The organism is Microbacterium sp. AB (genome assembly GCF_032878875.1).
Taxonomy (GTDB): Bacteria; Actinomycetota; Actinomycetes; order Actinomycetales; family Microbacteriaceae; genus Microbacterium; species Microbacterium betulae.
The window spans coordinates 1,392,799-1,415,584 of record NZ_CP118157.1; the positions used below are offsets into that span (position 1 = coordinate 1,392,799).

The window sequence follows — 22,786 nt, forward strand, 5'->3', positions numbered from 1 at the left end:
GACCGGTCCCAGTCGCGGGCCCGGACGCTAAAGTCGGTGGTCATGGGGCAGAGCACGGCGGGTCGCAAGCCGACCATCCGCGACGTCGCCGCGGCCGCGGGGGTCTCGCGCGGCACGGTCTCGCGCGTCATCAACGGCGGGCACTGGGTCTCGCCGGACGCGCGCGCCGCCGTCGAGGACGCCATCCGCCGCACGGGCTACACCGCGAACCACCACGCCCGCAGTCTCGCCACCGGGCGGGCGGGCTCGCTCGCCTTCCTCCTGACCGAGCCGCACCACCTGCTGTTCGAGGACCCGACGTACGCCCTGCTGCTGCGCGGAGCCGCCGAGGCGCTCTCGAAGCGCTCGATGACGCTCGTGCTCCTCGTCGCGGGAACCGAGGACGAGAAGGCGAACGTGCTCGAGTACGTGCGGGCCGGGCACGTCGACGGCGTGCTGCTCATCTCCAGCCACGAGTCCGATCCCTTCCTCGGGAGGATGCGCGAGGCCGGGGTCCCGATCGTGTGCTCGGGCCTGCCGCTCGCCCTCGCCGGCCAGGTGCCCTCCGTGGCGATCGACGAGCGGGCCGGGGCGCGGGAGATGACCCGCTATCTGCGCGAACGCGGCCACCGCCGTATCGCCCATATCGCAGGCCCCGACGACACACCCGGCGGGCGGTTCCGGCTCGAGGGCTTCCGCGAGCAGATGGGGGAGGCGTTCGCGCCGGAGCTCGTGGAGTCCGGCGACTACGGCAGGGCGTCGGGGGCGGCCGCGATGAGCCGCCTGCTCGCGCGCACCCGCGACATCGACGCCGTCTTCGCCGCCTCCGACAGCATGGCCGCCGGTGCGATCGCGACGCTGCGGCGCGAGGGGCTGAGGGTGCCGGAGGACGTCGCCGTGGCCGGCTTCGACGACTCGGGCCTCGCGGAGACGCACGAGCCGGCCCTCACGACCATCCGGCAGCCGTGGGCGCGCATCAGCGAGGAGATGGTGGCGATGGTCGTCGACGTGATCGGCGGGGGAGCCGGGCGCGAGGTGACGCTGCCCACGGAGCTCGTCGTGCGGGAGAGCGCGTAACGCGGGCACGAGCCTCGGGCGTGCGGCCATAGACTCTCATGGTGACTTCCGGCCGTTCCTTCTACATCACCACGCCGATCTACTATCCGAGCGATGTCCCGCACATCGGGCACGGGTACACGTCCGTGGCGGTGGACACGCTCGCGCGCTGGCACCGCCAGGCGGGGGACGACACCTGGATGCTCACGGGCACCGACGAGCACGGCCAGAAGATGCTGCGCGCCGCCGCGGCGAACGGCGTGACGCCGCAGGAGTGGGTCGACAAGCTCGTCAGCGAGTCGTGGTTCCCGCTGCTGGAGACGCTCGACGTCGCCAACGACGACTTCATCCGCACGACGCAGGAGCGGCACGAGCGCAACGTGCAGGTGTTCTTCCAGCGGCTGTACGACCGCGGCTACATCTACGCGGGCGAGTACGAGGCGCTCTACTGCGTGGGATGCGAGGAGTTCAAGCCGGAGTCCGAGATCGTCGACGGCGCCGGGCCGTTCGAGGGGCTCAAGGTCTGTGCGATCCACTCCAAGCCCCTCGAGCTGCTGCACGAGAAGAACTACTTCTTCAAGCTCAGCGAGTTCCAGGACCGGCTGCTGGAGCTGTACAGGGCCGAGCCCGACTTCGTCCGCCCGGAGTCGGCGCGCAACGAGGTCGTCTCCTTCGTCTCGCAGGGGCTGAAGGACCTCTCCATCTCCCGCTCGACCTTCGACTGGGGGATCACCGTCCCCTGGGACGAGTCGCACGTCATCTACGTGTGGGTGGACGCCCTCCTGAACTACGCCACCGCCGTCGGGTACGGCGCCGACGAGGACCTGTTCGCGCGCCGCTGGCCCGGCTACCACGTCGTGGGGAAGGACATCCTGCGGTTCCACGCCGTGATCTGGCCCGCGATGCTCATGGCGGCGGGCCTCGACGTCCCCAAGGGCGTCTTCGCCCACGGCTGGCTCCTCGTCGGCGGCGAGAAGATGTCGAAGTCGAAGCTCACCGGAATCGCGCCGACGGAGATCACGGACGTCTTCGGCTCGGACGCCTACCGCTACTACTTCCTCTCGGCGATCTCCTTCGGGCAGGACGGGTCGTTCTCGTGGGAGGACCTCTCGGCGCGCTACCAGTCCGAGCTCGCGAACGGCTTCGGAAACCTCGCCTCGCGCGCCATCGCGATGATCGGCAAGTACTTCGACGGCGTCGTGCCGGCGCCGGGACCGTACTCCGAGGGCGATCTGGCGATCCAGCGGGCCGTCGCGACGGCCGTCGTCGCGGCGGACGAGGCCATCGAGCGATTCCGCATCGACGAGGCGATCAAGGCGGTGTGGACGATCGTCGACGAGCTCAACGGCTACATCACCGAGAACGAGCCGTGGGTCCTCGCCAAGGACGACGCGCTGCGCGAGCGTCTCGCGACCGTGCTGTACACGTGCGTCGAGGGGCTGCGCGCGCTCGCCGTGCTCCTCTCGCCCGTCATGCCCGTCGCGACGGCCAGGCTGTGGCGCGCGCTCGGCGTCGAAGAGGGCCTCGGCGCGCTCACCGCGCAGCCGCTGCGCGAGGCCGGAGTCTGGGGCGGTGTCCCGGCGGGGACGACGACCACGGCGCTCGACCCGCTCTTCCCGCGCGTCGTGCAGCCGGAGTGACGTCGCGCGGATGGACGGCGTGACCGAGAACGGGGCCGACCCCGGCGTGTACGTGCGCGAACGCGGCAAGGAGGGGCGCAGGGATCTGCGCTACCCGACCGCGCCCGAGCCGCTGGCCGTCCCCGTCTACGACAACCACTGCCATCTCGAGATCGAGGACGGCGACGAGCCGCTCTCGCTCGCCGAGCAGCTCGACCGCGCGAGCGCCGTCGGCATCCGAGGGGTCGTGCAGGCCTCCGGCGACATCGACTCCTCGCGCTGGGCCGTGCGCGCCGCGGAGGCGGACCCCCGCGTGCTCGCCGCCGTGGCGATCCATCCGAACGATGCGCCGACATACGCCCTGCAGGGGCGTCTCGACGAGGCGATCGCCGTCGTCGACGGGCTCGCCGCCCATCCGCGCGTCCGCGCCGTCGGCGAGACGGGGCTCGACTTCTTCCGGACGGGCGAGGACGGCCGTCCCGCGCAGCTGGCGTCGTTCGAGGCGCACATCGCGATCGCGAAGCGGCACGGCATCGCGATGCAGATCCACGACCGCGACGCGCACCGGGAGGTGCTCGACGCGCTTCGACGGGCGGGCGCTCCCGAGCGGACGGTCTTCCACTGCTTCTCGGGCGACGAGCGGATGGCGCGGGAGGCGGCCGACGCCGGTTACTGGCTGTCGTTCGCAGGCAACGTCACGTTCAAGAACGCGCAGAACCTGCGCGACGCCCTGCGGGTGACGCCACGCGACCGCATCCTCGTCGAGACCGACGCGCCGTTCCTCACGCCGGCCCCGCACCGTGGACGTCCGAACGCGCCGTACCTCGTGCCGGTGACGGTGCGCTTCATGGCCGCCGAGCTCGGCGAGGACGTCGACGCTCTGTGCGCTCAGCTCGCCGCGAACACCCTCGCGGTCTACGGGGAGTTCTGATGCCGGGGACGCGGACGTGAGCGTGAGGCTGCTGGGGGCGGGCGACATCAGGTCGCTCGCGGCCGAGCTGGACGTCACGCCCACCAAGAGGCTCGGGCAGAACTTCGTCGTCGACGCCAACACGGTGCGGAAGATCGTGCAGGCCGCCCGCGTCGAGGCCGGGGAGCGCGTCGTGGAGGTCGGGCCTGGGCTCGGATCGCTCACCCTCGCGATCCTCGAGACGGGCGCCGCGGTGACCGCCGTCGAGATCGATCACCGGCTCGCGGAGCGCCTGCCGCGGACGGCGTCCGAGCGCGGCGTGCCCGACGGGGCCCTCACCGTCGTCGACGCCGACGCGATGAGGGTGACCGACCTCCCGGGCGATCCGACGGTGCTCGTCGCGAACCTCCCGTACAACGTCTCCGTCCCCGTGCTGCTGCATCTCCTCGAGACCTTCCCGCACATCGACCGCGGCGTCGTGATGGTGCAGTCCGAGGTCGGGGAGCGGCTCGCGGCGACGCCGGGCGGCAAGGTGTACGGCGCCCCGAGCGCGAAGGCCGCATGGTACGGCCCGTGGCGCCTGGCGGGCACCGTCTCGCGGCAGGTGTTCTGGCCCGTGCCGAACGTCGACAGCGTGCTCGTCGGCTTCCGGCGCGACGCCGAGCCGCGCGGCACGGAGGACGAGCGCCGCCGGACCTTCCGCATCGTCGACGCCGCGTTCCAGCAGCGCCGGAAGATGCTGCGGCAGGCGCTGTCGGCGGAGCTCGGCGGATCGGCGGCGGCGAGTGACCTGCTCGAGAGCGCCGGCGTGGCGCCGACGGCACGCGGCGAGTCGCTCGGCATCGACGACTTCCTGCGCATCGCCCGCGCACTCTGACATGGCGTGTCACGCGCTTCCGGCGCGTGTCCGTGACGAGCGCCGCGCGTGGGTAGCCTGGACGATGTGAGCGACCGCCGATCCCCCTCCCGCCTATGACGATGGCGTACGAGCAGCCTCAGGTGCGGGTGCGCGCACCCGGGAAGATCAACGTCTTCCTCGAGATCGGGGAGACGCAGCCCGACGGCTATCACCAGCTCGCGACGGCCTTCCAGGCGGTGTCGCTGTACGAGGACGTCGTCGCCACGCACGCCGACGACTTCGGGCTCGCCGTGTCGGGGTCCGTCGACGTCTCCGGGGTCCCCGTCGACGACAGGAACCTCGCGCTGCGCGCCGCGCGACTGCTCGCGGCCGAGACGGGCTACGCGGGAGGCGTGCGCCTCGAGGTGCTCAAGCACGTCCCCGTCGCGGGCGGGATGGGAGGCGGCTCGGCGGACGCGGCCGCGGCGCTCGTCGCGTGCGACGCGCTCTGGGGCACCGCCGTCGGCTCCGCCCGGCTGCACGGGCTCGCCGCGCGGCTCGGCGCCGACGTGCCGTTCGCGCTCAAGGGCGGCACGGCGATCGGGACGGGACGTGGCGACGAGCTGAGCCCCGCCCTCGCGCGCGGGCGCTTCGACTGGGTGCTCGTGGTCAGCGAGGAGGGGCTCTCGACGCCGGAGGTCTACGGCGCGCTCGACCGTCACCGCGATCGTCATCGGCTCGACATCGCGCCGGCGAGGGCCGTGCCCGCCGTCGACTCCGCGGTGCTGCACGCGCTCCGGGCGGGGGACCCGGCGACGCTCGCCGAGCTGCTGCGCAACGACCTCCAGGCCGCTGCCCTGGGGCTGCGCCCCGATCTCGCCGAGACCCTCGAGCTCGGGGAGTCGTCGGGGGCCCTCGCGGGAATCGTGTCCGGCTCCGGCCCGACGGTGGCCTTCCTCGCCGAGTCACCCGAGGCGGCCGTCGACCTGCAGACCGTCCTCGTCGGTCAGGGTCTGGACGCCCTGCTGGCGCACGGACCGGTCCCCGGGGCGCGCGTCGTCGGCTGACGCGCCGGTCAGCCCTCCTCGCGGAGCGCCTCGTGGATCCGGCGCAGATCCTCGAGCAGCGAGCCCACGAGGATCCATCTCCCGCCCGACGGCGCCGCGACCGAGAGGGGCGCCGTGAGCGCGGGCACCGACTCCGTCGGCGGCGCGGCCGGCTCGGCGAGCGCGCGGCGGAGCAGACGCCGGACGTCGTGGGCCGCCCTCCGCAGCTGCTCCGAGATGCCCTGCACGGCGGGCTCGGCGCTGACCTCGTCGTCGTAGTGGTCGTAGAAGGCGCGCGTCATCCCGACGACCTGTGTGACGATCGGCCCGAAGCGGTCGACCAGCCCGCTCAGACGGGCGAGCTCGTCGCGGTAGCCCTTTCCGCGGGGATTGAGGGTGAGCGACTCCGACGCGACCTCGATGGCGGCCACCGCGGCATCGTGCATGGGCCGGAGGAGCCTCGCCGTCAGGAGCAGCTCCTCGAGCTCGGTGCGGGCGCGCGGGGCGCTCAGCGCGTCCGCGAGACGCTCGAGGGTCGCCGCGAGCTCCTCGCCGAGGGCGTCGACGGCGCGACGGGCGGGGGCGAGCGCGACGGGAGGCACGAGGACGACGTTGACGATGACGCCGATGACGGCTCCGATCACGGTCTCGATGACGCGGTCGAGCGCGTAGTCGGGCGAGGACGGCCCGAGGGCGATCACGAGCAGCGCGCTGATGCCGACCTGGTTCGCCGTGCCCGGCGTCATCCGCAGCGCCCACGCGAGGATGAGCGCCGCGGCGATCGCGACGAGGACGACCCACGCCGCGTCGCCCAGGACGATGCCGACGAGCGAGGCGACGACGACACCCGCCACGACGCCGACGCTCCGCTCGACGGCCTTGGAGAGCGACTGGTTGAGGCTCGGCTGGACCACGAGGAGGGCGGCGATCGCCGCGAACACCGGTGCCGGGCCGTCGGGGACCACGGCGCCGGCGAGCAGCCACGCGGCGCTCGTGGCGATGGCGGACTTCAGCACCTGCATCAACGGCGTGCGCTGGGTCGCGCGGATGGCTGCTGTCAGTCGCATGCGTCCACCGTATTCCTCCTGAAGCATGAGGACGGGCGCCATGTCAAGGCGCGCCCGAGATGGCGGCGGGGCTGGTGATGCGCGCCGCGATGCAGTTGGGTGGGACGGTGGGCATCGAATTCCGGTCGGTGAGCAAGAGCTATCCCGGCGGCACGCGCGCCGTGGACGACTTCTCGCTCGTGCTGCCGTCGCGCAGCACGACGGTCTTCGTGGGGTCGTCGGGGTGCGGCAAGACGACTCTGCTGCGCATGGTGAACCGGATGGTCGAGCCGACGAGCGGAACCGTGCTCATCGACGACGAGGACGTGCGCGGGCGCGGGACCGTGGAGCTGAGGCGGAGCATCGGCTACGTCATGCAGAACGGCGGCCTGCTGCCGCACGTGACCGTCGTCGACAACATCGCCACCGTCCCCGTCCTCAGCGGCACCCCGCGGAGGCAGGCGCGGGAGCGCGCCCGCGAGCTCATGGAGATCGTGGGACTCGACCCGGTGCTCGCGGACCGTTACCCCGCTCAGCTCTCCGGCGGTCAGCAGCAGCGCGTCGGCGTGGCGCGCGGCCTCGCCGCCGATCCGAACGTCCTCCTCATGGACGAGCCGTTCGGCGCGGTCGACCCGATCGTGCGCGCGGAGCTCCAGCGCGAGCTGCTGCGCCTCCAGCAGGAGCTCGGGAAGACGATCGTGTTCGTGACGCACGACATCGACGAGGCGTTCCTGCTCGGCGACCGCGTCGTGATCCTCGATCACGGCGCCCGCATCGTGCAGCAGGGCACGCCGGACGAGATCATCGCCGAGCCCGCCGACGACTTCGTCCGCGCCTTCGTCGGCCTCACGTCGGGCCGTCGCGAGCTGACGCTGCGCGAGACGGAGGGCCGCACGGTCGTCGTCGACGCGTCCGGCCGCGTCCAGGGCGTGCTGCGGGAGCCGGGCGGATGAGCTGGGTCGTCGACAACGTCGGGCTCATCGTCGGCCTCACGGGCGAGCACCTGCGGCAGAGCGCCCCGCCCATCCTCTGGGGGCTGCTCATCGCGCTCCCGCTGGGATGGCTCGCGCACCGCAGCCGCGTGCTGCGCGGCCCCGTCATCGTCGCGACCGGCCTGCTGTACACGCTGCCCTCGCTCGCGCTCCTGCCCATCCTGCCCGTCGTGTTCGGGTTCAGCGCCCTGAGCGAGATCAACCTCGTCGTGGCGCTCACGATCTACGCCGTGGCCATCCTCGTGCGCTCGGTCGCCGACGGGCTGGACTCGGTCGACGCCGACACGCGCCGCTCGGCCGTGGCGCTCGGCTACGGTCCCGTGCGGAGGTTCCTCGCCGTCGAGCTCCCGCTCGCGGGCCCCGTCATCCTCGCGGGTCTGCGCGTGACCGCCGTGAGCACGATCTCGCTCGCGACCGTGGGCGTCCTCATCGGCGTCACGAACCTCGGATACCTCTTCACGAACGGCTTCCAGCGCCGCATCGTGCCCGAGATCCTCGCGGGCGTCGTCGCGGTCGCCGTCGTCGCGCTCGTCGTCGACCTCCTGCTGCAGCTCGCGGGGCGCCTCCTCATGCCGTGGACGAGGACGATCGCGCCGCGCCGCGCAGCCGTGCGTCAGGGGGCCGAGGCGTGAACCTCCTCCTCGACGCGTTCGCCTGGCTCCTCTCTCCCGAGCGCCTGGAGGGGAGCAGCCCCCTCCCGCGGGCGCTGCTCGTGCACCTCGCCTTCACGTTCGGGTCCGTCGCGATCGCGGCTGTCGTCGCGATCCCCGCGGGGTGGCTCATCGGGCACACGGGGCGCGGCAGGGGACTCGCCGTCTCGCTCGCCGGAGCCGCCCGCGCCGTCCCGTCGTTCGGCCTCATCCTCCTCCTCGTGCTGCTGCTCGGCGTGCTCCACAAGACGGAGGCCGCCGTCATCGCCTTCGTGCTGCTCGCCATCCCGTCCGTGCTCGCGGGCGCGTACACGGGGATCGACGCGATCGATCGCCGCACGATCGACGCGGCGCGTGCGACGGGCATGAGCGAATGGCAGATCCTGTGGCGTGTCGAGGCGCCTCTCGGCCTGCCGCTCCTCGTGGGCGGACTGCGCGCCGCCGTGCTGCAGGTCGTCGCGACCGTCACGCTCGCGGCCTACGTCAACCTCGGCGGCCTCGGGTTCGACATCATCCAGGGGATCCAGCTGCGCCGGTTCGACCAGGTGCTCGGCGGCGCGATCGTGGTGGCCGCCCTCGCCCTCGCCCTCGACGCGATCTTCGCGGTGCTGCAGCGGGCGTCCGTGCCCGCGGGTATCGTCGCCACCACCCCGCGGGGGAACGACCGCGCGCCGCGCCCGCGACGCGCCCGGGAGAAGGAAGCTCTCACGACATGAACACACACAGCAGGAACCGTCTCGCCCTCGCAGGGGCGCTCGTCTCCGTCGCGACGCTCGCGCTCGCCGGATGCGGCTCGTCCGATCCGCTCGAGGAGGAGGGCGCCGGCGAGGAGACGACGGGCGCGAGCGACGCGATCGTCGTCGGGTCGCAGGCCTACTACTCGAACGAGATCATCGCCGAGATCTACGCGCAGGCGCTCGAGGGCGCCGGGTACGCCGTCGACCGCCAGCTCAACATCGGTCAGCGCGACGCGTACCTCCCGTCGCTCGAGGACGGCGAGATCGACCTCTTCCCCGAGTACAGCGGCAGCCTGCTGCAGCAGGCGTACGATCCCGAGACCGAGGCGCGCACGCCGGACGACGTGTACGCGGCGCTCGTGGCGGCGCTCCCCGACGGGCTGACGGCCCTCGAGCAGTCGACGGCGAGCGACCAGGACTCCTACACCGTCACGGCGGCGTTCGCGGAGGAGTACGGTCTCGAGGAGATCGGCGACCTCGCGGACGTCGACGTGCCGCTCACGCTCGGCGGGCCGGCCGAGCTCGAGGAGCGGCCGTACGGGCCGGACGGCGTCGCGAGCGTCTACGGCGTCGACGTCGGGTTCTCGGCCACGGGCGACACCACCGTGGAGGAGCTGCTGGCCGGCACCATCAACGTCGCGAACGTCTTCACGGCCGATCCGCGCATCGAGACGGACGACCTCGTCCCGCTCGCCGACCCCGACGGGCTGTTCCTCGCGTCGAACGTCGTGCCGATCGCGTCGAGCGACATCGCCGACGAGATCGCCGAGGTGATCGACCCCGTGAGCGAGGCCCTGACACCCGAGGGCCTTGTCGCGCTCAACGTTCAGAGCACGGTCGACCAGGAGTCGCCTGCCGACATCGCCTCCGCCTGGCTCGAGGAGAACGAGCTGGACTGACCGCTTCCGCGGGAGGGAGAACGCCTGCGCCCCGTCCCTCCGGACGGGGCGCACGCGTTGGCGGGATGGCTCTGCCGTCTCCCGTGCGTCATACTGTGTGGTGCGATGTGACCGTGCGCATCGTGAGCCCAGGTGAGGACGACACAGCGTGCCGAACGCGACGGAGCGGCCCCGGATGCCGAGCATCCGCGACGTCGCGCGCCTCGCGGGCGTCTCGCACCAGACGGTCTCGCGCGTCCTCAACGATCATCCGAGCATCCGCGACGAGACGAAGCAGCGGGTGCTCGACGCCATCCGGCAGCTCGACTACCGGCCCAACGCCGCGGCGCGCGCGCTCGTCACGAGCAGGCTGAACCTCATCGGCGTGCTGTCGGCGACCGTCGGGGAGTTCGGGCCGACGGCCTCCGTCGCGGCGATCGAGGAGGCGGCACGGGCGGAGGACTACTCCGTCACGACGCTGAACTTGCCCGACACGACACCCGAGGCGATCGGGGCCGCCGTACGGCAGCTGCTGCGCGAGCAGGTGGACGGCATCATCGTCCTGGCGCCGCAGGTGCGGGTCTTCCACGTCCTCCGCGGCATGGCCATCGACGTGCCCTTCGTCAGCCTGCAGACGGCGTCGGGCGCCGGGGCGGACAGCGTCTCGCCCGATCAGCTCGAGGGGGCGCGGATGGCGACGCGGCATCTCGTCGCGCTGGGTCACGAGGACATCCTCCACCTCGCCGGCCCGCAGGACTGGATCGAGGCCGACTCGCGCATGCGCGGCTATCTCCAGGCGCTGCGCGAGGCCGACCTCCCCACGATCCCGCCCATCCGCGGGGACTGGACGGCGGACTTCGGGCACTATGCGGGGCGAGAGCTCGCCCGTCGACAGGACTTCACGGCGGTGTTCGCCGCCAACGACCTCATGGCGATCGGGCTCGTGCACGGCTTCCGCGACGCCGGGCTCGACGTCCCGGGGGACGTCAGCGTGGTCGGCTTCGACGATATTCCCGTGGCGGCACATGTCTGGCCGCCCCTCACGACGGTGCACGTCGACTTCGCGGAGCTCGGTCGCCGGGCGATCGCGCGGCTGCTCGCGGCGCTCCGCGGGGTCGACGCCGCGGACGTCGTCGACGCCGAGCGTCCGGCCCCGGCGCTCATCGTGCGCGATTCGACGTCGTCCCCCGGCTGAGAGCGGGTCGCAGAGGGCCGGCTTGACAGCCGTCGTGTCACGGGTGCACGATTATCGCAATGTGAACGGTCACACGACAGACGTGTGGCCCCGACGACGAAGTCCCGATAGAGCACCGCGGTATCTCGACTTCACGTCGGCGCAGCTCCCCCGCACTCGGCGGGGGAGGACTGAGTCCTGGAATCCCAGAGGAGAACACCGTGAAGAAGCACCTTCTGCTCGTCGGCATCGTCGCCGTCGGCGGACTGGCTCTCGCCGGCTGCAGCGGAGACCGCACCGGAGGCAGCGACGCGGGGAGCGGCGAAGACGTCGACGTGAGCGAGCTCACGATCGGCGTCGCGATGCCCACCCAGCAGTCCGAGCGCTGGATCGCGGACGGCGACAACGTCAAGGCCACCCTGGAGGACCTCGGCTATCAGGTCGACCTCCAGTACGCCAACGACGACATCCCGACGCAGGTGTCGCAGATCGAGAACATGATCTCGAGCGGCGCGGACGCCCTCATCGTCGCCTCGATCGACGGCACGACGCTCACCGACGTGCTCCAGACCGCCGCCGATCAGGACATCCCCGTGATCGCCTACGACCGCCTCATCAACGGCACGGAGAACGTCGACTACTACACGACGTTCGACAACTACCAGGTCGGCGTGCAGCAGGCCACGAGCCTCCTGACCGGCCTCGGCGTGCTCGACGAGAACGGCGAGGAGACCGGCGTCGAGGGCCCGCTCAACATCGAGCTGTTCGCGGGGAGCCCCGACGACAACAACGCGACGTTCTTCTGGGACGGCGCGATCGACACGCTCCAGCCCTACCTCGACTCGGGCGTGCTCGACGTCCCGTCGGGCCAGACCGACTTCGAGCAGGCCGCGATCCTCCGCTGGCTGCCCGAGACGGCGCAGGAGCGCATGGAGAACATCCTCACGATCATCGGCGACACGAGGATCGACGGCGTGCTCTCGCCGTACGACGGCCTGTCGATCGGCATCATCTCCGCGCTCACGAGCGGCGGGTACTCCGCGAGCGACCTCCCCATCGTGACGGGGCAGGACGCCGAGGTCGGCAGCGTGAAGTCGATCCTCGCGGGCGAACAGTATTCGACGATCTTCAAGGACACGCGCCTCCTCGGCGAGACCGCGGCCGACATGGTCGACGCGCTCATGCACGGCGAGGAGCCCGAGGTCAACGACACCGAGACGTACGACAACGGCGTGAAGATCGTCCCGTCGTACCTGCACGAGTCGGTCATCGTGACCGCCGACAACTACGAGGAGATCCTCGTCGACGGCGGCTACTACACCGCCGACGACCTGAAGTAGCAGACGGCGTCCGGGCCCGCCCCGCCCCTCCGGCGCGGCGGGCCCGGCACAACCGACCCCACCCGCACAGCGAGAAAGCGAACGCGTGAACACCATCCTCGAGATGCGCGACATCACCAAGGAGTTCCCGGGCGTCAAGGCACTGCAAGACGTGACGCTCGAGGTCGAGCGCGGATCCGTCCACGCCATCTGCGGCGAGAACGGCGCCGGCAAGTCGACCCTCATGAAGGTGCTGTCGGGCGTCTACCCGCACGGCACCTACGACGGCGAGATCGTCCTGGAGAACTCCACGGCGGAGTTCCGCGACATCCGCGACTCCGAGCGCGCCGGCGTCGTCATCATCCATCAGGAGCTGGCGCTGAGCCCCTACCTCTCCATCGCGGAGAACATCTTCCTCGGCAACGAGCGCCAGAGGAACGGCTTCATCGACTGGGACGAGACGAACGTCGAGGCGCAGAAGCTGCTCGCGCGCGTCGGCCTCGGCGACAACCCCGCGACCCCCGTGCGCGAGATCGGCGTCGGCAAGCAGCAGCTCGTCGAGATCGCGAAGGCCCTGTCGAAGCGCGTCAAGCTCCTCATCCTCGACGAGCCGACCGCCGCGCTCAACGACGAGGACTCCGCACACCTCCTCGACCTGATCCGCCACCTCAAGGGGCAGGGCATCACGTCGATCATCATCAGCCACAAGCTCAACGAGATCAGATCCGTCGCCGACCGCGTCACGATCATCCGCGACGGGCGCACGATCGAGACGCTCGAGCTCTCCGCCCACGAGGTGTCGGAGAACCGCATCATCAAGGGGATGGTCGGTCGCGACCTGGAGAACCGCTACCCCGACCGCACGGTCGAGATCGGCGAGGAGGTCTTCCGGATCGAGGACTGGTGGGTCCACCATCCCACCGAGCCGGGCCGGGTCGTCATCCACGGGGCCAACCTCAGCGTCCGCGCCGGGGAGGTCGTCGGCATCGCCGGCCTCATGGGGGCGGGACGCACGGAGCTCGGGATGAGCGTGTTCGGGCGGACGTACGGGTCGAACATCTCCGGCCGCGTCTTCGTGCGCGGCAAGGAGGTGAACACGCGGACCGTCTCGGATGCGATCGCGAACGGCATCGCCTACGCCACCGAGGACCGCAAGGTCTATGGGCTCAACCTCCTCGAGGACATCAAGCGGAACATCTCGCTCGCGTCGCTCCGCAAGCTCGCGAAGGGCGGCTGGGTCGACGCACAGCAGGAGTACGTCGTCGCCGAGCGCTACCGCAAGAGCATGAACATCAAGGCGCCGTCCGTGGCGTCGGTGGTCGGCAAGCTCTCGGGAGGGAACCAGCAGAAGGTCGTCCTCTCGAAGTGGCTCTTCTCGGACCCCGAGGTGCTCATCCTCGACGAGCCGACGCGCGGCATCGACGTCGGCGCGAAGTACGAGATCTACACGCTCATCAACGAGCTCGCGGCCCAGGGCAAGGCGATCGTCGTGATCTCCTCCGAGCTGCCGGAGCTCCTCGGCATCTCCGACCGGATCTACGCGATCTCGGAAGGGCACATCACGGGCGAGCTGCCGATCGCCGACGCGACGCCCGAGTCGCTCATGCACCTCATGACGAAGGAGAAGGAATCCGACCATGTCCTCAGCTGACGCCCCCGCATCGCCCATCCGCGGTGCGATCGCGTTCCTGACCTCACGCCTGCGCCAGATCGGCATCTTCATCGCGCTCATCGCGATCGTGCTCTTCTTCCAGATCGTGACCAGCGGCCGCCTCCTCACGGCCGGCAACGTCTCGAACATCATCGTCCAGAACAGCTACATCCTCATCCTCGCGATCGGGATGGTGATGATCATCATCGCCGGCCACATCGACCTGTCGGTCGGCTCGGTCGCGGCGTTCGTCGGCGCCGTGTCGGGTGTCCTGATCGTGCACTGGGGATGGCCGTGGTGGGCGGGCATCGTGGCGTCACTGCTCATCGGCGCGATCGTCGGCGCCTGGCAGGGGTTCTGGGTGGCGTTCGTGGGGATACCCGCGTTCATCGTGACGCTCGCGGGCATGCTCCTCTTCCGCGGTCTCACCCAGATCGTGCTCGGCAACACGCAGATCACGCCCTTCCCGGCGGAGTACCGGCAGCTCGGCGGCGGCTATCTGTTCCCGCAGCTCTTCCCCGCGTCGAGCTCCCCGGCGGAGTGGATCACGGTCGGGCTCGGCGTCCTCGCGCTCGTGCTGTACGTCTCCTCCTCCCTGCGCGAGCGCGGCAAGCGCGTGGGGCTCGGTCTCGAGAGCGAGCCGGCGTCGTGGTTCTGGGTGAAGCTCGTCTTCATCTCCGCGCTCATCGCCTACCTCACGTACCTGCTCGGCGTCGCCCCGGGATCGCGGGGCACGCCCATCGTGCTCATCGTCCTCGCGGCGCTCATCCTGGCGTACTCGCTCGTCATGAACCGCTCGGTGTTCGGCCGGCACGTCTATGCGATCGGCGGCAACCGTCACGCGGCAGACCTCTCGGGCATCAAGTCGAAGAAGGTCGACTTCTTCCTCTTCGTCAACATGGGCGTCCTGGCGGCGCTCGCGGGCCTCGTGTTCACCGGGCGGCTCAACTCCGCCGGACCCGGCGCGGGCAACCTGTTCGAGCTCGACGCCATCGCGGCGGCGTTCATCGGCGGCGCGGCGGTGCAGGGCGGCGTCGGAACGGTGATCGGCGCCATCACGGGTGGTCTCATCATGGGCGTGCTGAACAACGGCATGTCGCTGCTCGGCATCGGCACCGACTACCAGCAGTTCATCAAGGGCCTCGTGCTGCTGCTCGCCGTCGCGTTCGACGTCTGGAACAAGCGCCGCACCCGCGCGAGCTGAGCCGGGGGAGGGCCGGCTGTCCGGGGCGCTCGCCGCCGGGCAGCCGGCCCGCGGCCCGGTGGCCGGCACCGCGACTCCCGGACGGTTGTCAGACCGCCTCCGGCCCGCGCTCGCCCGTCCGCACCCGGACGACGTGGGAGACGTCGGTCACCCAGACCTTGCCGTCCCCGATCGCGCCCGTGCGGGCGGCGGCGACGATGACGTCGACGATGCGCTCGGCCTCCTCGTCGGCGGTGAGCAGCTCGAGGCGGAGCTTGTCGCGGAACTCCACGGCGTGCGCCTCCCCGCGGTAGTACTCGGTGCGCCCCTGCTGGGCGCCGTGGCCCTTGACCCGGGCGACGGTGAGCCCCGTCGCGCCCGCGTCGACGAGGGCGGAGCGGACGTCGTCGAGCCGGCCGGGCTGGATGACGGCGGTGATGAGCTTCATGGCGTTTCCTCCTAGACGCGGTCGAACTCGTAGGCGGTCTCGGCGTGCAGGCCCCTGTCGAGGCCGTCGGCCTCGACACGCTCGGAGACCCGGATCGGACGGACCCGGTCCATCACCCAGGCGATCGCGTAGGTGACGCCGAACGAGTACACGCAGGTGACGACGATCGCGACGGTCTCCCGGACGACGAGCAGGGGGTCGCCTCCGAAGAGGACGCCGGCGATCCCGGCGGGAGCCGAGGCGGCGCCGAAGAGCACCACGAAGTACGCCCCGACGATGCCGCCGATGCCGTGGACGGCGAAGGCGTCGAAGGAGTCGTCGATCTTGTGCCGACGTTTCCAGGTGATCGCCCAGGCGACCACGATGGCGGTGACGAAGCCCAGGACGACCGATCCGACCGGGGTGACGGCGTCGGCTGCGGGGGTGATCCCGACGAGGCCGGCGATGAGCCCGGTGGCGAACCCGAGGGTCGTCGCCTGGCCGTCCCGGATCCGCTCGACGAGCATGAAGCCGAGGCTGCCGGCGAGCGCGGCGAGCAGGGTGGTGAACGTCACATAGCCCGCGAGGAAGTTCGCCCCGGCGGCGGTGCCGCCGTTGAAGCCGATCCATCCGAAGAAGAGGAACCCGGCCCCCAGCAGCACGAGGCTGAGGTTGTGCGGGCGGCCGGCGGGCGCGCGTCGCGGGCCGAGGACGAGGGCGAGCGCGAGTGCGGCGGCGCCGGCGTTCATGTGGACGGCGGTGCCGCCGGCGTAGTCGTGCAGCTCCAGGACGTTGCGGATCCAGCCGCCGACGTATCCGCTCTCCTCGTCGCTGAACGTGAAGACCCAGTGAGCGAGGGGCGCGTAGACGAGCACGACCCAGAGCACGGCGAAGAGCAGCCAGGCGCCGAACCTCATGCGTCCCGCGGCTCCCGAGGCGACGATCCCGATGCTGATGGCGGCGAACAGCGTGTAGAACGCCGCCCAGTACGCGGAGTCGGATCCGTCGTCGGCGGTGTAGACGCTCCCGTCGAGGAAGGGGAGCGGGTCGCCGATCAGCCCGAGCCCGCCGACGGAGTCGCCCACGACGAGGCCGTGCACGAACAGGACGTAGACGACGGAGGTGACGGCGAGGGAGCCCATGACCATCATGAACATGTTGAGCGCGTTGCGGCCGTCGAGCATGCCGCCGTAGAAGAGGGCGAGGCCGGGGAACATCAGGAGGACGAGCGCGAAGGCGGCGAGCATCCACGCGAGATCGGCTGGGGGCATCAGGTCTCCGGTGAGGTGAGGTGAGGGGGACGGGCGTCGGGCACGCGTCTGTCGTGCCCGGAGGGACGGTCGGTTCCTTCTGCGCAACCATCGTCACGGCCGGGTGACGATCGCTCGTTTCGTCGTCGTGAAATGCGTGTAACGCCGTCGCGAGCCGGCCCGACCGGCCCGCGACGTACAGCCGTGGCCGTCCCGGCCCGCGCTCCGCTTTGTCGCGCCTTCGCCTACGCTGGAGAGGACATGGCGCATCTTCTCGGGGCCGAGGCCCTGCATCTCGAGTACCCCGCCCGCATCGTCTTCGACTCCGTCACGATCGGCGTGAACGAGGGCGACCGGATCGGTATCGTCGGCCGCAACGGCGACGGGAAGTCGAGCCTGCTCGGGATGCTCGCCGGTCTGCGCGAGCCCGGCTCCGGTCGGGTGACGGTGCGCGGAGGCGTGACGATCGGGGTCCTCGACCAGGCCGACACGCTCGACGACGACGACACGATCGGCCACGCGGTGGTGGGCGATGCGGCCGAGCACGAATGGGCGGGCGACGCACGGGTGCGCGACGTCATCTCCGGGCTGCTGGGCGACCTGCCCTGGGACGCCCGGCTCGACAGCCTGTCGGGCGGACAGCGACGACGCGTGGCCCTCGCGCGCCTGCTCGCGGGGGACTGGGACGTCCTCGCGCTCGACGAGCCGACGAACCATCTCGACGTCGAGGCCATCTCGTGGCTGGCGGCCCATCTCAAGCGCCGTTGGCCCGCGAGCGCCGGCGGTCTCCTCGTCGTCACGCACGATCGGTGGTTCCTCGACGAGGTGTGCACGGTCACGTGGGAGGTGCACGACCGCATCGTCGAGTCCTTCGAAGGCGGCTACGCGGCCTATGTCCTGCAGCGCGTCGAGCGGGATCGTCAGGTGGCCGCCATCGAGCAGAGGCGGCAGAACATCGCGCGGAAGGAGCTCGCCTGGCTGCGCCGCGGCGCCCCGGCCCGGACGTCGAAGCCGAAGTTCCGCATCGATGCGGCCAACGACCTCATCGCGGACGTCCCCGAGATCCGCGATGCGGTCGCCCTGCAGTCCCTCGCCGTGAGCCGCCTCGGCAAGGACGTCGTCGACCTGCTCGACGTCTCCGTCTCGTTCGGCGACAGGGAGGTCCTGAAGAAGGTCGAGTGGCGCATCGCGCCCGGCGAGCGCACGGGGATCCTCGGCGTGAACGGAGCGGGCAAGTCGACGCTCCTCGGACTGATCTCCGGCACGACCGAGCCGACGAGCGGCCGCGTCAAGCGAGGCAAGACGGTCAAGACCGCCACGCTCACGCAGCGGATGGACGAGCTCGACGAGCATCTCGACGACCCCGTGCGCGTGGTCGTCTCCGGCCTGCGGACGAGCTACACGATCGGCTCCGGCTCCAAGGCGCAGGAGCTCACCCCCGGCCAGCTCCTGGAGAGGATGGGGTTCTCCTCCGCTCAGCTGTCGACCCCGGTGAAGGACCTCTCGGGCGGGCAGAAGCGACGCCTGCAGCTCCTGCTCATCCTCCTCGATCAGCCGAACGTGCTCATCCTCGACGAGCCGACCAACGACCTCGACACGGACATGCTCGCCGCCATCGAGGATCTGCTCGACTCGTGGTCGGGGACGCTCCTCGTCGTCTCGCACGACCGGTACTTCCTGGAGCGGGTGACGGACCAGCAGTACGCGATCCTCGACGGGCGCCTGCGGCACCTGCCGGGCGGGGTCGACGAGTACCTGCGGCTGCGGGCCGCGCAGGACGCGCAGCGCGCGAAGAGCGCTCCGGCGTCCGTCCCGACGGGGTCGTCGGGACTCTCCGGAGCCGATCTTCGTGCCGCCCAGAAGGAGCTCGCGGCCGCCGAGCGGAAGCTCGAGAGGCTGGGCTCCGACATCGCGAAGGTGCACGCTCGCATGGCGGTCCACGACCAGAGCGACTACGAGGGGCTGGGAGCCCTCTCCGCGGAGATCCGGGCGCTGGAGCAGCAGACCTCGGATCTCGAGGAGCGCTGGCTGGAGCTCTCCGAGGAGATCGGCTGAGCTCGTCCGGCGCCGGCAGGGCGTACGCGTCCCGCGCGATCCGCACGCATCTCCGCTCTCGCGGGGTCGAGGCCATGATCCCCGGGCCGATGTCGGACGCCTTCCGCCCGACAGCCGTCATGCGCGGTGACGAACGGCGCGCCGAGGCGGCGACGCCTGCGACCGAGACCGCGATCGCGCGAACCTCACGACGAGCGCGCGCTCGGCGACTCGGCACAGCAGCTGGAGAGGTCATCCGCCGATCTGGCCGGTTTTCTCCGTGCCGCCGAGACGAGCGTCGATCGCTCCGTGGTTCCGGCGGAGCCGTCTCTGGCGTCGCGCGAACACCTGGCCGCGAGGAGCTGGGACGACACCGCCACCATGCCGTTCTCCACGGTGCGCCGACGGTGCCGTGTCCTGTGGACGTTCTGCGGCGCACTCGCAGACCCTCGGCGCGTCACACCTCAACCAACGTCCCTGGGCAGCACACCTAGGTCAGCTGCAGGCTCGTCAGGCAGGTGAGATCGTCCTCGCCCGTGGACGTGGTCACCGTCCCCTCGCCCGCGTCCGAGGTGACGGTGACCGTGACGGTGCGGTCCTGCGGGAGCCAGAACCCGATGTATCCGCTGTCGTGCAGGGCGGTCGACTCGTCGACGTAGACCTCGCCGGACTCGTCGTCGACGATCCGGACCGTGACCTCCTCGCCGCCGAGCTCGCCGGTGCAGGTCGTGAGGGAGTGGTAGTAGCAGTCGTGGGTGCTCGACACGTACGGCGCGACGGAGAGATGGTGCTGTCCCTCGGGAACGGGGACGCTGATCTCCTCGCCGTCCGACGACAGCAGGACCTGGTTCGACTCGACCGACGCCCGCAGATCGTCGCGACGCTCCGACACGGGCACGGCCTCGAGCGCCGCGATGATCTCCTCCGCCCCGAGGCCCGCCAGCTCCTCCAGGCTCTCGTCGTCCACGGCCGACGAGCCCTCCGGCGAGGAGGCGGCCGGGCTCGGCGCGGGGTCCGACGCCGTGCAGGAGGAGATGGTCAGAGTCAGCGCGATGGCCGCTGCCGAGAGCAGAGCAGCGCGTCGTGTCGAGGTCATGGGCTTCACGGTAGGCATGCGTCGGCGAGGCCGGCCAGGGTACAAGGTCCCACCCCGCGTACGGGGCTCGCGCCGCCGACGCCGCTGGGGCGTCCTCCGATATTCGCGGGTAGGTTGGAAGCACCGGGGGAAGAGGAGGAGCCCGAGCCCATGACCTCGCCGACGTCCGCGAACGCCACTCTGTCCGTCGCCCTGCCGCACGCGCGCACGGCATCGGAGGTCGAGGAGGCGCTGGACGTCTCCGCCGGCGGCCTCTCCTCGGAGGACGCCGCGGATCGCCTGTCGTCCGCGGGGCCGAACAGGCTTCCGGAGCCGAGGCGCACGCATCCGGTGCTGCGGTTCCTCTCCCACTTCAACGACACGCTCATCTACATCCTCCTGGGCTCGGCCGTGATCAAGGCCGTCATGGGCGACTGGCTCGAGTTCTGGGTGATCGCCGCGGTCGCGCTCGTCAACGCCGTGATCGGCTTCATCCAGGAGGGGCGTGCGGAGAAGGCTCTCGCCGGCATCCGGGGCATGCTCTCCGCCGAGGCCAGCGCTCGGCGGGACGGCGCCTGGGCGACGGTGCCCGCCGAGGAGCTCGTGCCCGGCGACGTGGTCCGTCTCGCGCCGGGCGACAAGGTCCCCGCGGACATGCGCCTGGTCCAGGCGGACCGGCTGCGGGTCGACGAGTCCGCGTTGACGGGGGAGTCGGTCCCGGCGTCGAAGAGCGTGGATCCCGTCCCCGCCGACGCGGGCGTCGGCGACCGCTCGTCCATGGCGTTCTCGGGCACGATCGTGTCGGGCGGGCAGGGGCGCGGGATCGTGACGGGCACGGGGGCCGCCACCGAGATCGGTCGCATCCAGGCGCTCGTGGGCGACGCGGAGGCGCTCGACACGCCGCTCACGAAGCAGCTCGACGGCTTCGCGAAGGTGCTCACGCTCGTCATCCTGGGGATGGCCGCCGTCATGCTCGCGATCGGGCGGTATCTGCACGGGATGCCGTTCGGAGAGCTCGTCTCGGCGGCCATCGGGTTCGCCGTGGCGGCGGTGCCGGAGGGCCTTCCCGCCCTCGTGACGATCACGCTCGCCATCGGCGTCCAGCAGATGGCGCGCCGTCAGGCGATCACGCGCAAGCTCACCGCGGTGGAGACCCTCGGATCGGTCACCACCGTCTGCTCCGACAAGACCGGGACGCTGACGAAGAACGAGATGACGGTGCGCCGGATCGTGACGCCGGCCGCCGAGTACGACGTGACGGGGCTGGGCTATGACCCGGCCGGCGACATCGTCCCCGTCGGAGGCGCCGTCGCCGGCCCCGACCTCGCGGCGATCCTGTCGGTCGGGGACCTCTGCAACGACGCGCACATCGTGCAGGACGGCGAGCGCTGGAGCCTCGTCGGAGAGCCCACGGAGGGCGCGCTCAAGGTGGTGGCCTCGAAGGGCGGCTCGGACGGCTCGCGGAGCACGCGCGTGGGCGTGCTCCCCTTCGACTCGGAGCACAAGCTCATGGCGACGGTGCACCGGGCGCCCGACGGCTCGCGCGCGCTGCTCGTCAAGGGGGCGCCCGATCGGCTGCTCGACCGTTCCACCTCGCAGCGTTCCGATCAGGGGCGTGCCCCGCTCGACCGTGCGCGGTGGGACGCCGCGATCGACGAGCTGAGCGGACAGGGGCTGCGCGTCCTCGCCGCGGCACGGCGGGAGGCGGGCGACGGCGACGGCGTCGATCTCGACGATCTCGTCGATCTCGAGTTCCTCGGCGTCTGGGGCATCGTCGACCCGCCGCGTCCGGAGGCGATCGAGGCCATCGCCGACTGCCACACGGCGGGCGTGCGCGTGAAGATGATCACGGGCGATCACGCGGGCACGGCCTTCGCGATCGCGCGCGAGATGGGCATCGTGGACGACTCCCGGACGCGCGTCCTCACCGGGGCCGAGCTGGAGGCGCTCAGCCAGGAGCAGCTGAAGGACGTCGTGCGCGACGTCGACGTCTACGCGCGCACGAGTCCCGAGCACAAGATCCGCATCGTCCGCGCCCTGCAGGCGCACGACGAGGTCGTGGCGATGACGGGCGACGGCGTCAACGACGCCCCCGCGCTCACGCGCGCGGACGTGGGCATCGCGATGGGGGTGAAGGGCACGGAGGCGACGAAGGAGGCCGCGGAGATCGTCCTCGCCGACGACAACTTCGCGACGATCCGCGGCGCGATCCGCGAGGGCCGTCGCATCTACGACAACCTCCGGAAGTCCGTCGTCTTCCTGCTGCCCACCAACGGCGCGCAGTCCCTCGTGATCCTGTTCGCGGTGGTCTTCGGCTTCTCTCTCCCGCTGACTCCCGTGCAGGTGCTGTGGGTCAACATGGTCACCGCCGTGACGCTCTCGCTCGCCCTCGCCTATGAGCCCGCCGAGCGCGGGATCATGCAGCGTCCGCCGCGGGCGCCGGGCGGATCGATCATCTCGGGACGCGAGCTCGGATTCGTGCTGATGGTGTCGCTCCTCATCGGGGGCGCCACGCTGGCCGCCTTCTTCATCGCGCTCGGGGCGAGCACGGGGATGGATCAGGCGCGTACGATCGCCGTGACGACGCTCGCGCTCGGGCAGCTCGCCTTCCTCTTCAACTGCCGGCTGCTCAGCCGTTCGAGCCTCACCCTCGATGCGCTTCGCGGCAACCGGGCGGTGTGGTGGGCCGCCGCGGCGCTCATCGTCCTGCAGCTGATCTACACGTATGTGCCGGCCTTCAACGGCCTCTTCGGCTCGACCCCGATCTCGTTCGCGTGGTGGCTGGTCCCCGTGGCACTGGCCCTCGTCGTGTTCATCGTTGTCGAGGGGCTCAAGGCGCTCCGAGGCCGCTTGCCCTTCTGACGGCCTCGTCGGGACGCGACCTCCTGCGTGCCGTCCGGGCGCTCGGATGTCGGGGGTCCG

Annotated in this window: 19 protein-coding genes; 15 read left to right on the forward strand and 4 right to left on the reverse strand. The window is 71.1% G+C overall.

The genetic code is table 11. The features are described from left to right. Positions 1–42 precede the first annotated feature (42 nt). From N8K70_RS06505 to N8K70_RS06525, 5 genes are all read left to right on the forward strand, one after another. Positions 43–1,056, forward strand: a complete 1,014-nt coding sequence (locus N8K70_RS06505) for a LacI family DNA-binding transcriptional regulator (protein ID WP_317140786.1) — start codon at positions 43–45, stop codon at positions 1,054–1,056. A 41-nt stretch (positions 1,057–1,097) separates the two neighbouring features. Then, positions 1,098–2,675: a methionine--tRNA ligase gene (gene metG, locus N8K70_RS06510; RefSeq protein WP_317140787.1), complete on the forward strand. Its 1,578-nt coding sequence runs from the start codon at positions 1,098–1,100 to the stop codon at positions 2,673–2,675. A 10-nt stretch (positions 2,676–2,685) separates the two neighbouring features. Continuing rightward, the gene (locus tag N8K70_RS06515; protein ID WP_394357809.1) at positions 2,686–3,585 is read left to right on the forward strand and encodes a TatD family hydrolase; all 900 of its coding nucleotides are present in this window, start codon (positions 2,686–2,688) and stop codon (positions 3,583–3,585) included. A 16-nt stretch (positions 3,586–3,601) separates the two neighbouring features. Continuing rightward, entirely contained in the window at positions 3,602–4,441 is an 840-nt protein-coding gene (gene rsmA / locus N8K70_RS06520; RefSeq protein ID WP_317140789.1) for a 16S rRNA (adenine(1518)-N(6)/adenine(1519)-N(6))-dimethyltransferase RsmA, read from the forward strand. 95 nt (positions 4,442–4,536) lie between these two features. Next, complete coding sequence (locus tag N8K70_RS06525) at positions 4,537–5,469, forward strand: 4-(cytidine 5'-diphospho)-2-C-methyl-D-erythritol kinase (RefSeq protein WP_317140790.1); 933 nt, start codon at positions 4,537–4,539, stop codon at positions 5,467–5,469. Between the two features lie 8 nt (positions 5,470–5,477). Here the strand turns inward: N8K70_RS06525 and N8K70_RS06530 are convergent, their stop codons facing one another. After that, positions 5,478–6,515, reverse strand: a complete 1,038-nt coding sequence (locus tag N8K70_RS06530) for an FUSC family protein (RefSeq protein ID WP_317140791.1) — start codon at positions 6,513–6,515, stop codon at positions 5,478–5,480. 107 nt (positions 6,516–6,622) lie between these two features. Here N8K70_RS06530 and N8K70_RS06535 point away from each other — a divergent pair, with 107 nt between their 5' ends. The 8 genes from N8K70_RS06535 (at position 6,623) to mmsB (ending at position 15,099) form a co-directional block, all read left to right on the forward strand. Further along, on the forward strand, positions 6,623–7,447 hold the full coding sequence (locus N8K70_RS06535; protein ID WP_317140792.1) for an ABC transporter ATP-binding protein: 825 nt from the start codon (positions 6,623–6,625) through the stop codon (positions 7,445–7,447). Next, positions 7,444–8,118 carry an ABC transporter permease gene (locus tag N8K70_RS06540; RefSeq protein ID WP_317140793.1) on the forward strand — a complete coding sequence of 225 codons (675 nt, stop codon included), beginning with the start codon at positions 7,444–7,446 and terminating at the stop codon, positions 8,116–8,118. Before N8K70_RS06535 ends, N8K70_RS06540 begins: the two co-directional genes overlap by 4 nt. Next, positions 8,115–8,852 (forward strand): ABC transporter permease, encoded by a 738-nt coding sequence (locus tag N8K70_RS06545; protein WP_317140794.1) that lies wholly within the window; start codon positions 8,115–8,117, stop codon positions 8,850–8,852. The genes N8K70_RS06540 and N8K70_RS06545 overlap by 4 nt, the downstream gene beginning before the upstream one ends. Further along, positions 8,849–9,772 carry an ABC transporter substrate-binding protein gene (locus N8K70_RS06550; protein ID WP_317140795.1) on the forward strand — a complete coding sequence of 308 codons (924 nt, stop codon included), beginning with the start codon at positions 8,849–8,851 and terminating at the stop codon, positions 9,770–9,772. Before N8K70_RS06545 ends, N8K70_RS06550 begins: the two co-directional genes overlap by 4 nt. A gap of 175 nt (positions 9,773–9,947) precedes the next feature. Further along, positions 9,948–10,946, forward strand: a complete 999-nt coding sequence (locus tag N8K70_RS06555; RefSeq protein ID WP_394357827.1) for a LacI family DNA-binding transcriptional regulator — start codon at positions 9,948–9,950, stop codon at positions 10,944–10,946. Positions 10,947–11,146: 200 nt separating this feature from the next. Beyond that, positions 11,147–12,265: a multiple monosaccharide ABC transporter substrate-binding protein gene (chvE, locus tag N8K70_RS06560; protein WP_317140797.1), complete on the forward strand. Its 1,119-nt coding sequence runs from the start codon at positions 11,147–11,149 to the stop codon at positions 12,263–12,265. A 103-nt stretch (positions 12,266–12,368) separates the two neighbouring features. Next, a complete protein-coding gene (mmsA, locus tag N8K70_RS06565; protein ID WP_317141186.1) occupies positions 12,369–13,895 on the forward strand; it encodes a multiple monosaccharide ABC transporter ATP-binding protein in 1,527 nt (508 codons plus the stop codon). After that, entirely contained in the window at positions 13,882–15,099 is a 1,218-nt protein-coding gene (gene mmsB / locus N8K70_RS06570; protein ID WP_317140798.1) for a multiple monosaccharide ABC transporter permease, read from the forward strand. Before mmsA ends, mmsB begins: the two co-directional genes overlap by 14 nt. Positions 15,100–15,187: 88 nt before the next feature. On the opposite strand, the gene N8K70_RS06575 is transcribed toward mmsB, so the two are convergent. Together N8K70_RS06575 and N8K70_RS06580 are read right to left on the reverse strand one after the other, a co-directional pair. Further along, positions 15,188–15,526: a P-II family nitrogen regulator gene (locus N8K70_RS06575; RefSeq protein ID WP_317140799.1), complete on the reverse strand. Its 339-nt coding sequence runs from the start codon at positions 15,524–15,526 to the stop codon at positions 15,188–15,190. Between the two features lie 11 nt (positions 15,527–15,537). Next, a complete protein-coding gene (locus N8K70_RS06580) occupies positions 15,538–16,776 on the reverse strand; it encodes an ammonium transporter (RefSeq protein WP_317140800.1) in 1,239 nt (412 codons plus the stop codon). 240 nt (positions 16,777–17,016) lie between these two features. Here N8K70_RS06580 and N8K70_RS06585 point away from each other — a divergent pair, with 240 nt between their 5' ends. Further along, positions 17,017–18,810 (forward strand): ABC-F family ATP-binding cassette domain-containing protein, encoded by a 1,794-nt coding sequence (locus tag N8K70_RS06585; protein ID WP_317140801.1) that lies wholly within the window; start codon positions 17,017–17,019, stop codon positions 18,808–18,810. Between the two features lie 469 nt (positions 18,811–19,279). On the opposite strand, the gene N8K70_RS06590 is transcribed toward N8K70_RS06585, so the two are convergent. Then, complete coding sequence (locus tag N8K70_RS06590; protein WP_317140802.1) at positions 19,280–19,885, reverse strand: CueP family metal-binding protein; 606 nt, start codon at positions 19,883–19,885, stop codon at positions 19,280–19,282. A gap of 150 nt (positions 19,886–20,035) precedes the next feature. Here N8K70_RS06590 and N8K70_RS06595 point away from each other — a divergent pair, with 150 nt between their 5' ends. Beyond that, on the forward strand, positions 20,036–22,726 hold the full coding sequence (locus N8K70_RS06595) for a cation-translocating P-type ATPase (RefSeq protein WP_317140803.1): 2,691 nt from the start codon (positions 20,036–20,038) through the stop codon (positions 22,724–22,726). The last annotated feature ends 60 nt before the right edge of the window (positions 22,727–22,786 follow it).

What these genes read in the sequence shown, in the direction of transcription:
- N8K70_RS06505 (WP_317140786.1), top strand. Translation starts at nt 43, where the DNA reads ATGGGGCAGAGCACGGCGGGTCGCAAGCCGACCATCCGCGACGTCGCC.
- N8K70_RS06515 (WP_394357809.1), top strand. Translation starts at nt 2,686, where the DNA reads ATGGACGGCGTGACCGAGAACGGGGCCGACCCCGGCGTGTACGTGCGC.
- N8K70_RS06525 (WP_317140790.1), top strand. Translation starts at nt 4,537, where the DNA reads ATGACGATGGCGTACGAGCAGCCTCAGGTGCGGGTGCGCGCACCCGGG.
- N8K70_RS06530 (WP_317140791.1), bottom strand. Translation starts at nt 6,515, where the DNA reads ATGCGACTGACAGCAGCCATCCGCGCGACCCAGCGCACGCCGTTGATG.
- N8K70_RS06540 (WP_317140793.1), top strand. Translation starts at nt 7,444, where the DNA reads ATGAGCTGGGTCGTCGACAACGTCGGGCTCATCGTCGGCCTCACGGGC.
- N8K70_RS06550 (WP_317140795.1), top strand. Translation starts at nt 8,849, where the DNA reads ATGAACACACACAGCAGGAACCGTCTCGCCCTCGCAGGGGCGCTCGTC.
- N8K70_RS06555 (WP_394357827.1), top strand. Translation starts at nt 9,948, where the DNA reads ATGCCGAGCATCCGCGACGTCGCGCGCCTCGCGGGCGTCTCGCACCAG.
- mmsA (WP_317141186.1), top strand. Translation starts at nt 12,369, where the DNA reads ATGCGCGACATCACCAAGGAGTTCCCGGGCGTCAAGGCACTGCAAGAC.
- mmsB (WP_317140798.1), top strand. Translation starts at nt 13,882, where the DNA reads ATGTCCTCAGCTGACGCCCCCGCATCGCCCATCCGCGGTGCGATCGCG.
- N8K70_RS06575 (WP_317140799.1), bottom strand. Translation starts at nt 15,526, where the DNA reads ATGAAGCTCATCACCGCCGTCATCCAGCCCGGCCGGCTCGACGACGTC.
- N8K70_RS06580 (WP_317140800.1), bottom strand. Translation starts at nt 16,776, where the DNA reads ATGCCCCCAGCCGATCTCGCGTGGATGCTCGCCGCCTTCGCGCTCGTC.
- N8K70_RS06585 (WP_317140801.1), top strand. Translation starts at nt 17,017, where the DNA reads ATGGCGCATCTTCTCGGGGCCGAGGCCCTGCATCTCGAGTACCCCGCC.
- N8K70_RS06590 (WP_317140802.1), bottom strand. Translation starts at nt 19,885, where the DNA reads ATGACCTCGACACGACGCGCTGCTCTGCTCTCGGCAGCGGCCATCGCG.
- N8K70_RS06595 (WP_317140803.1), top strand. Translation starts at nt 20,036, where the DNA reads ATGACCTCGCCGACGTCCGCGAACGCCACTCTGTCCGTCGCCCTGCCG.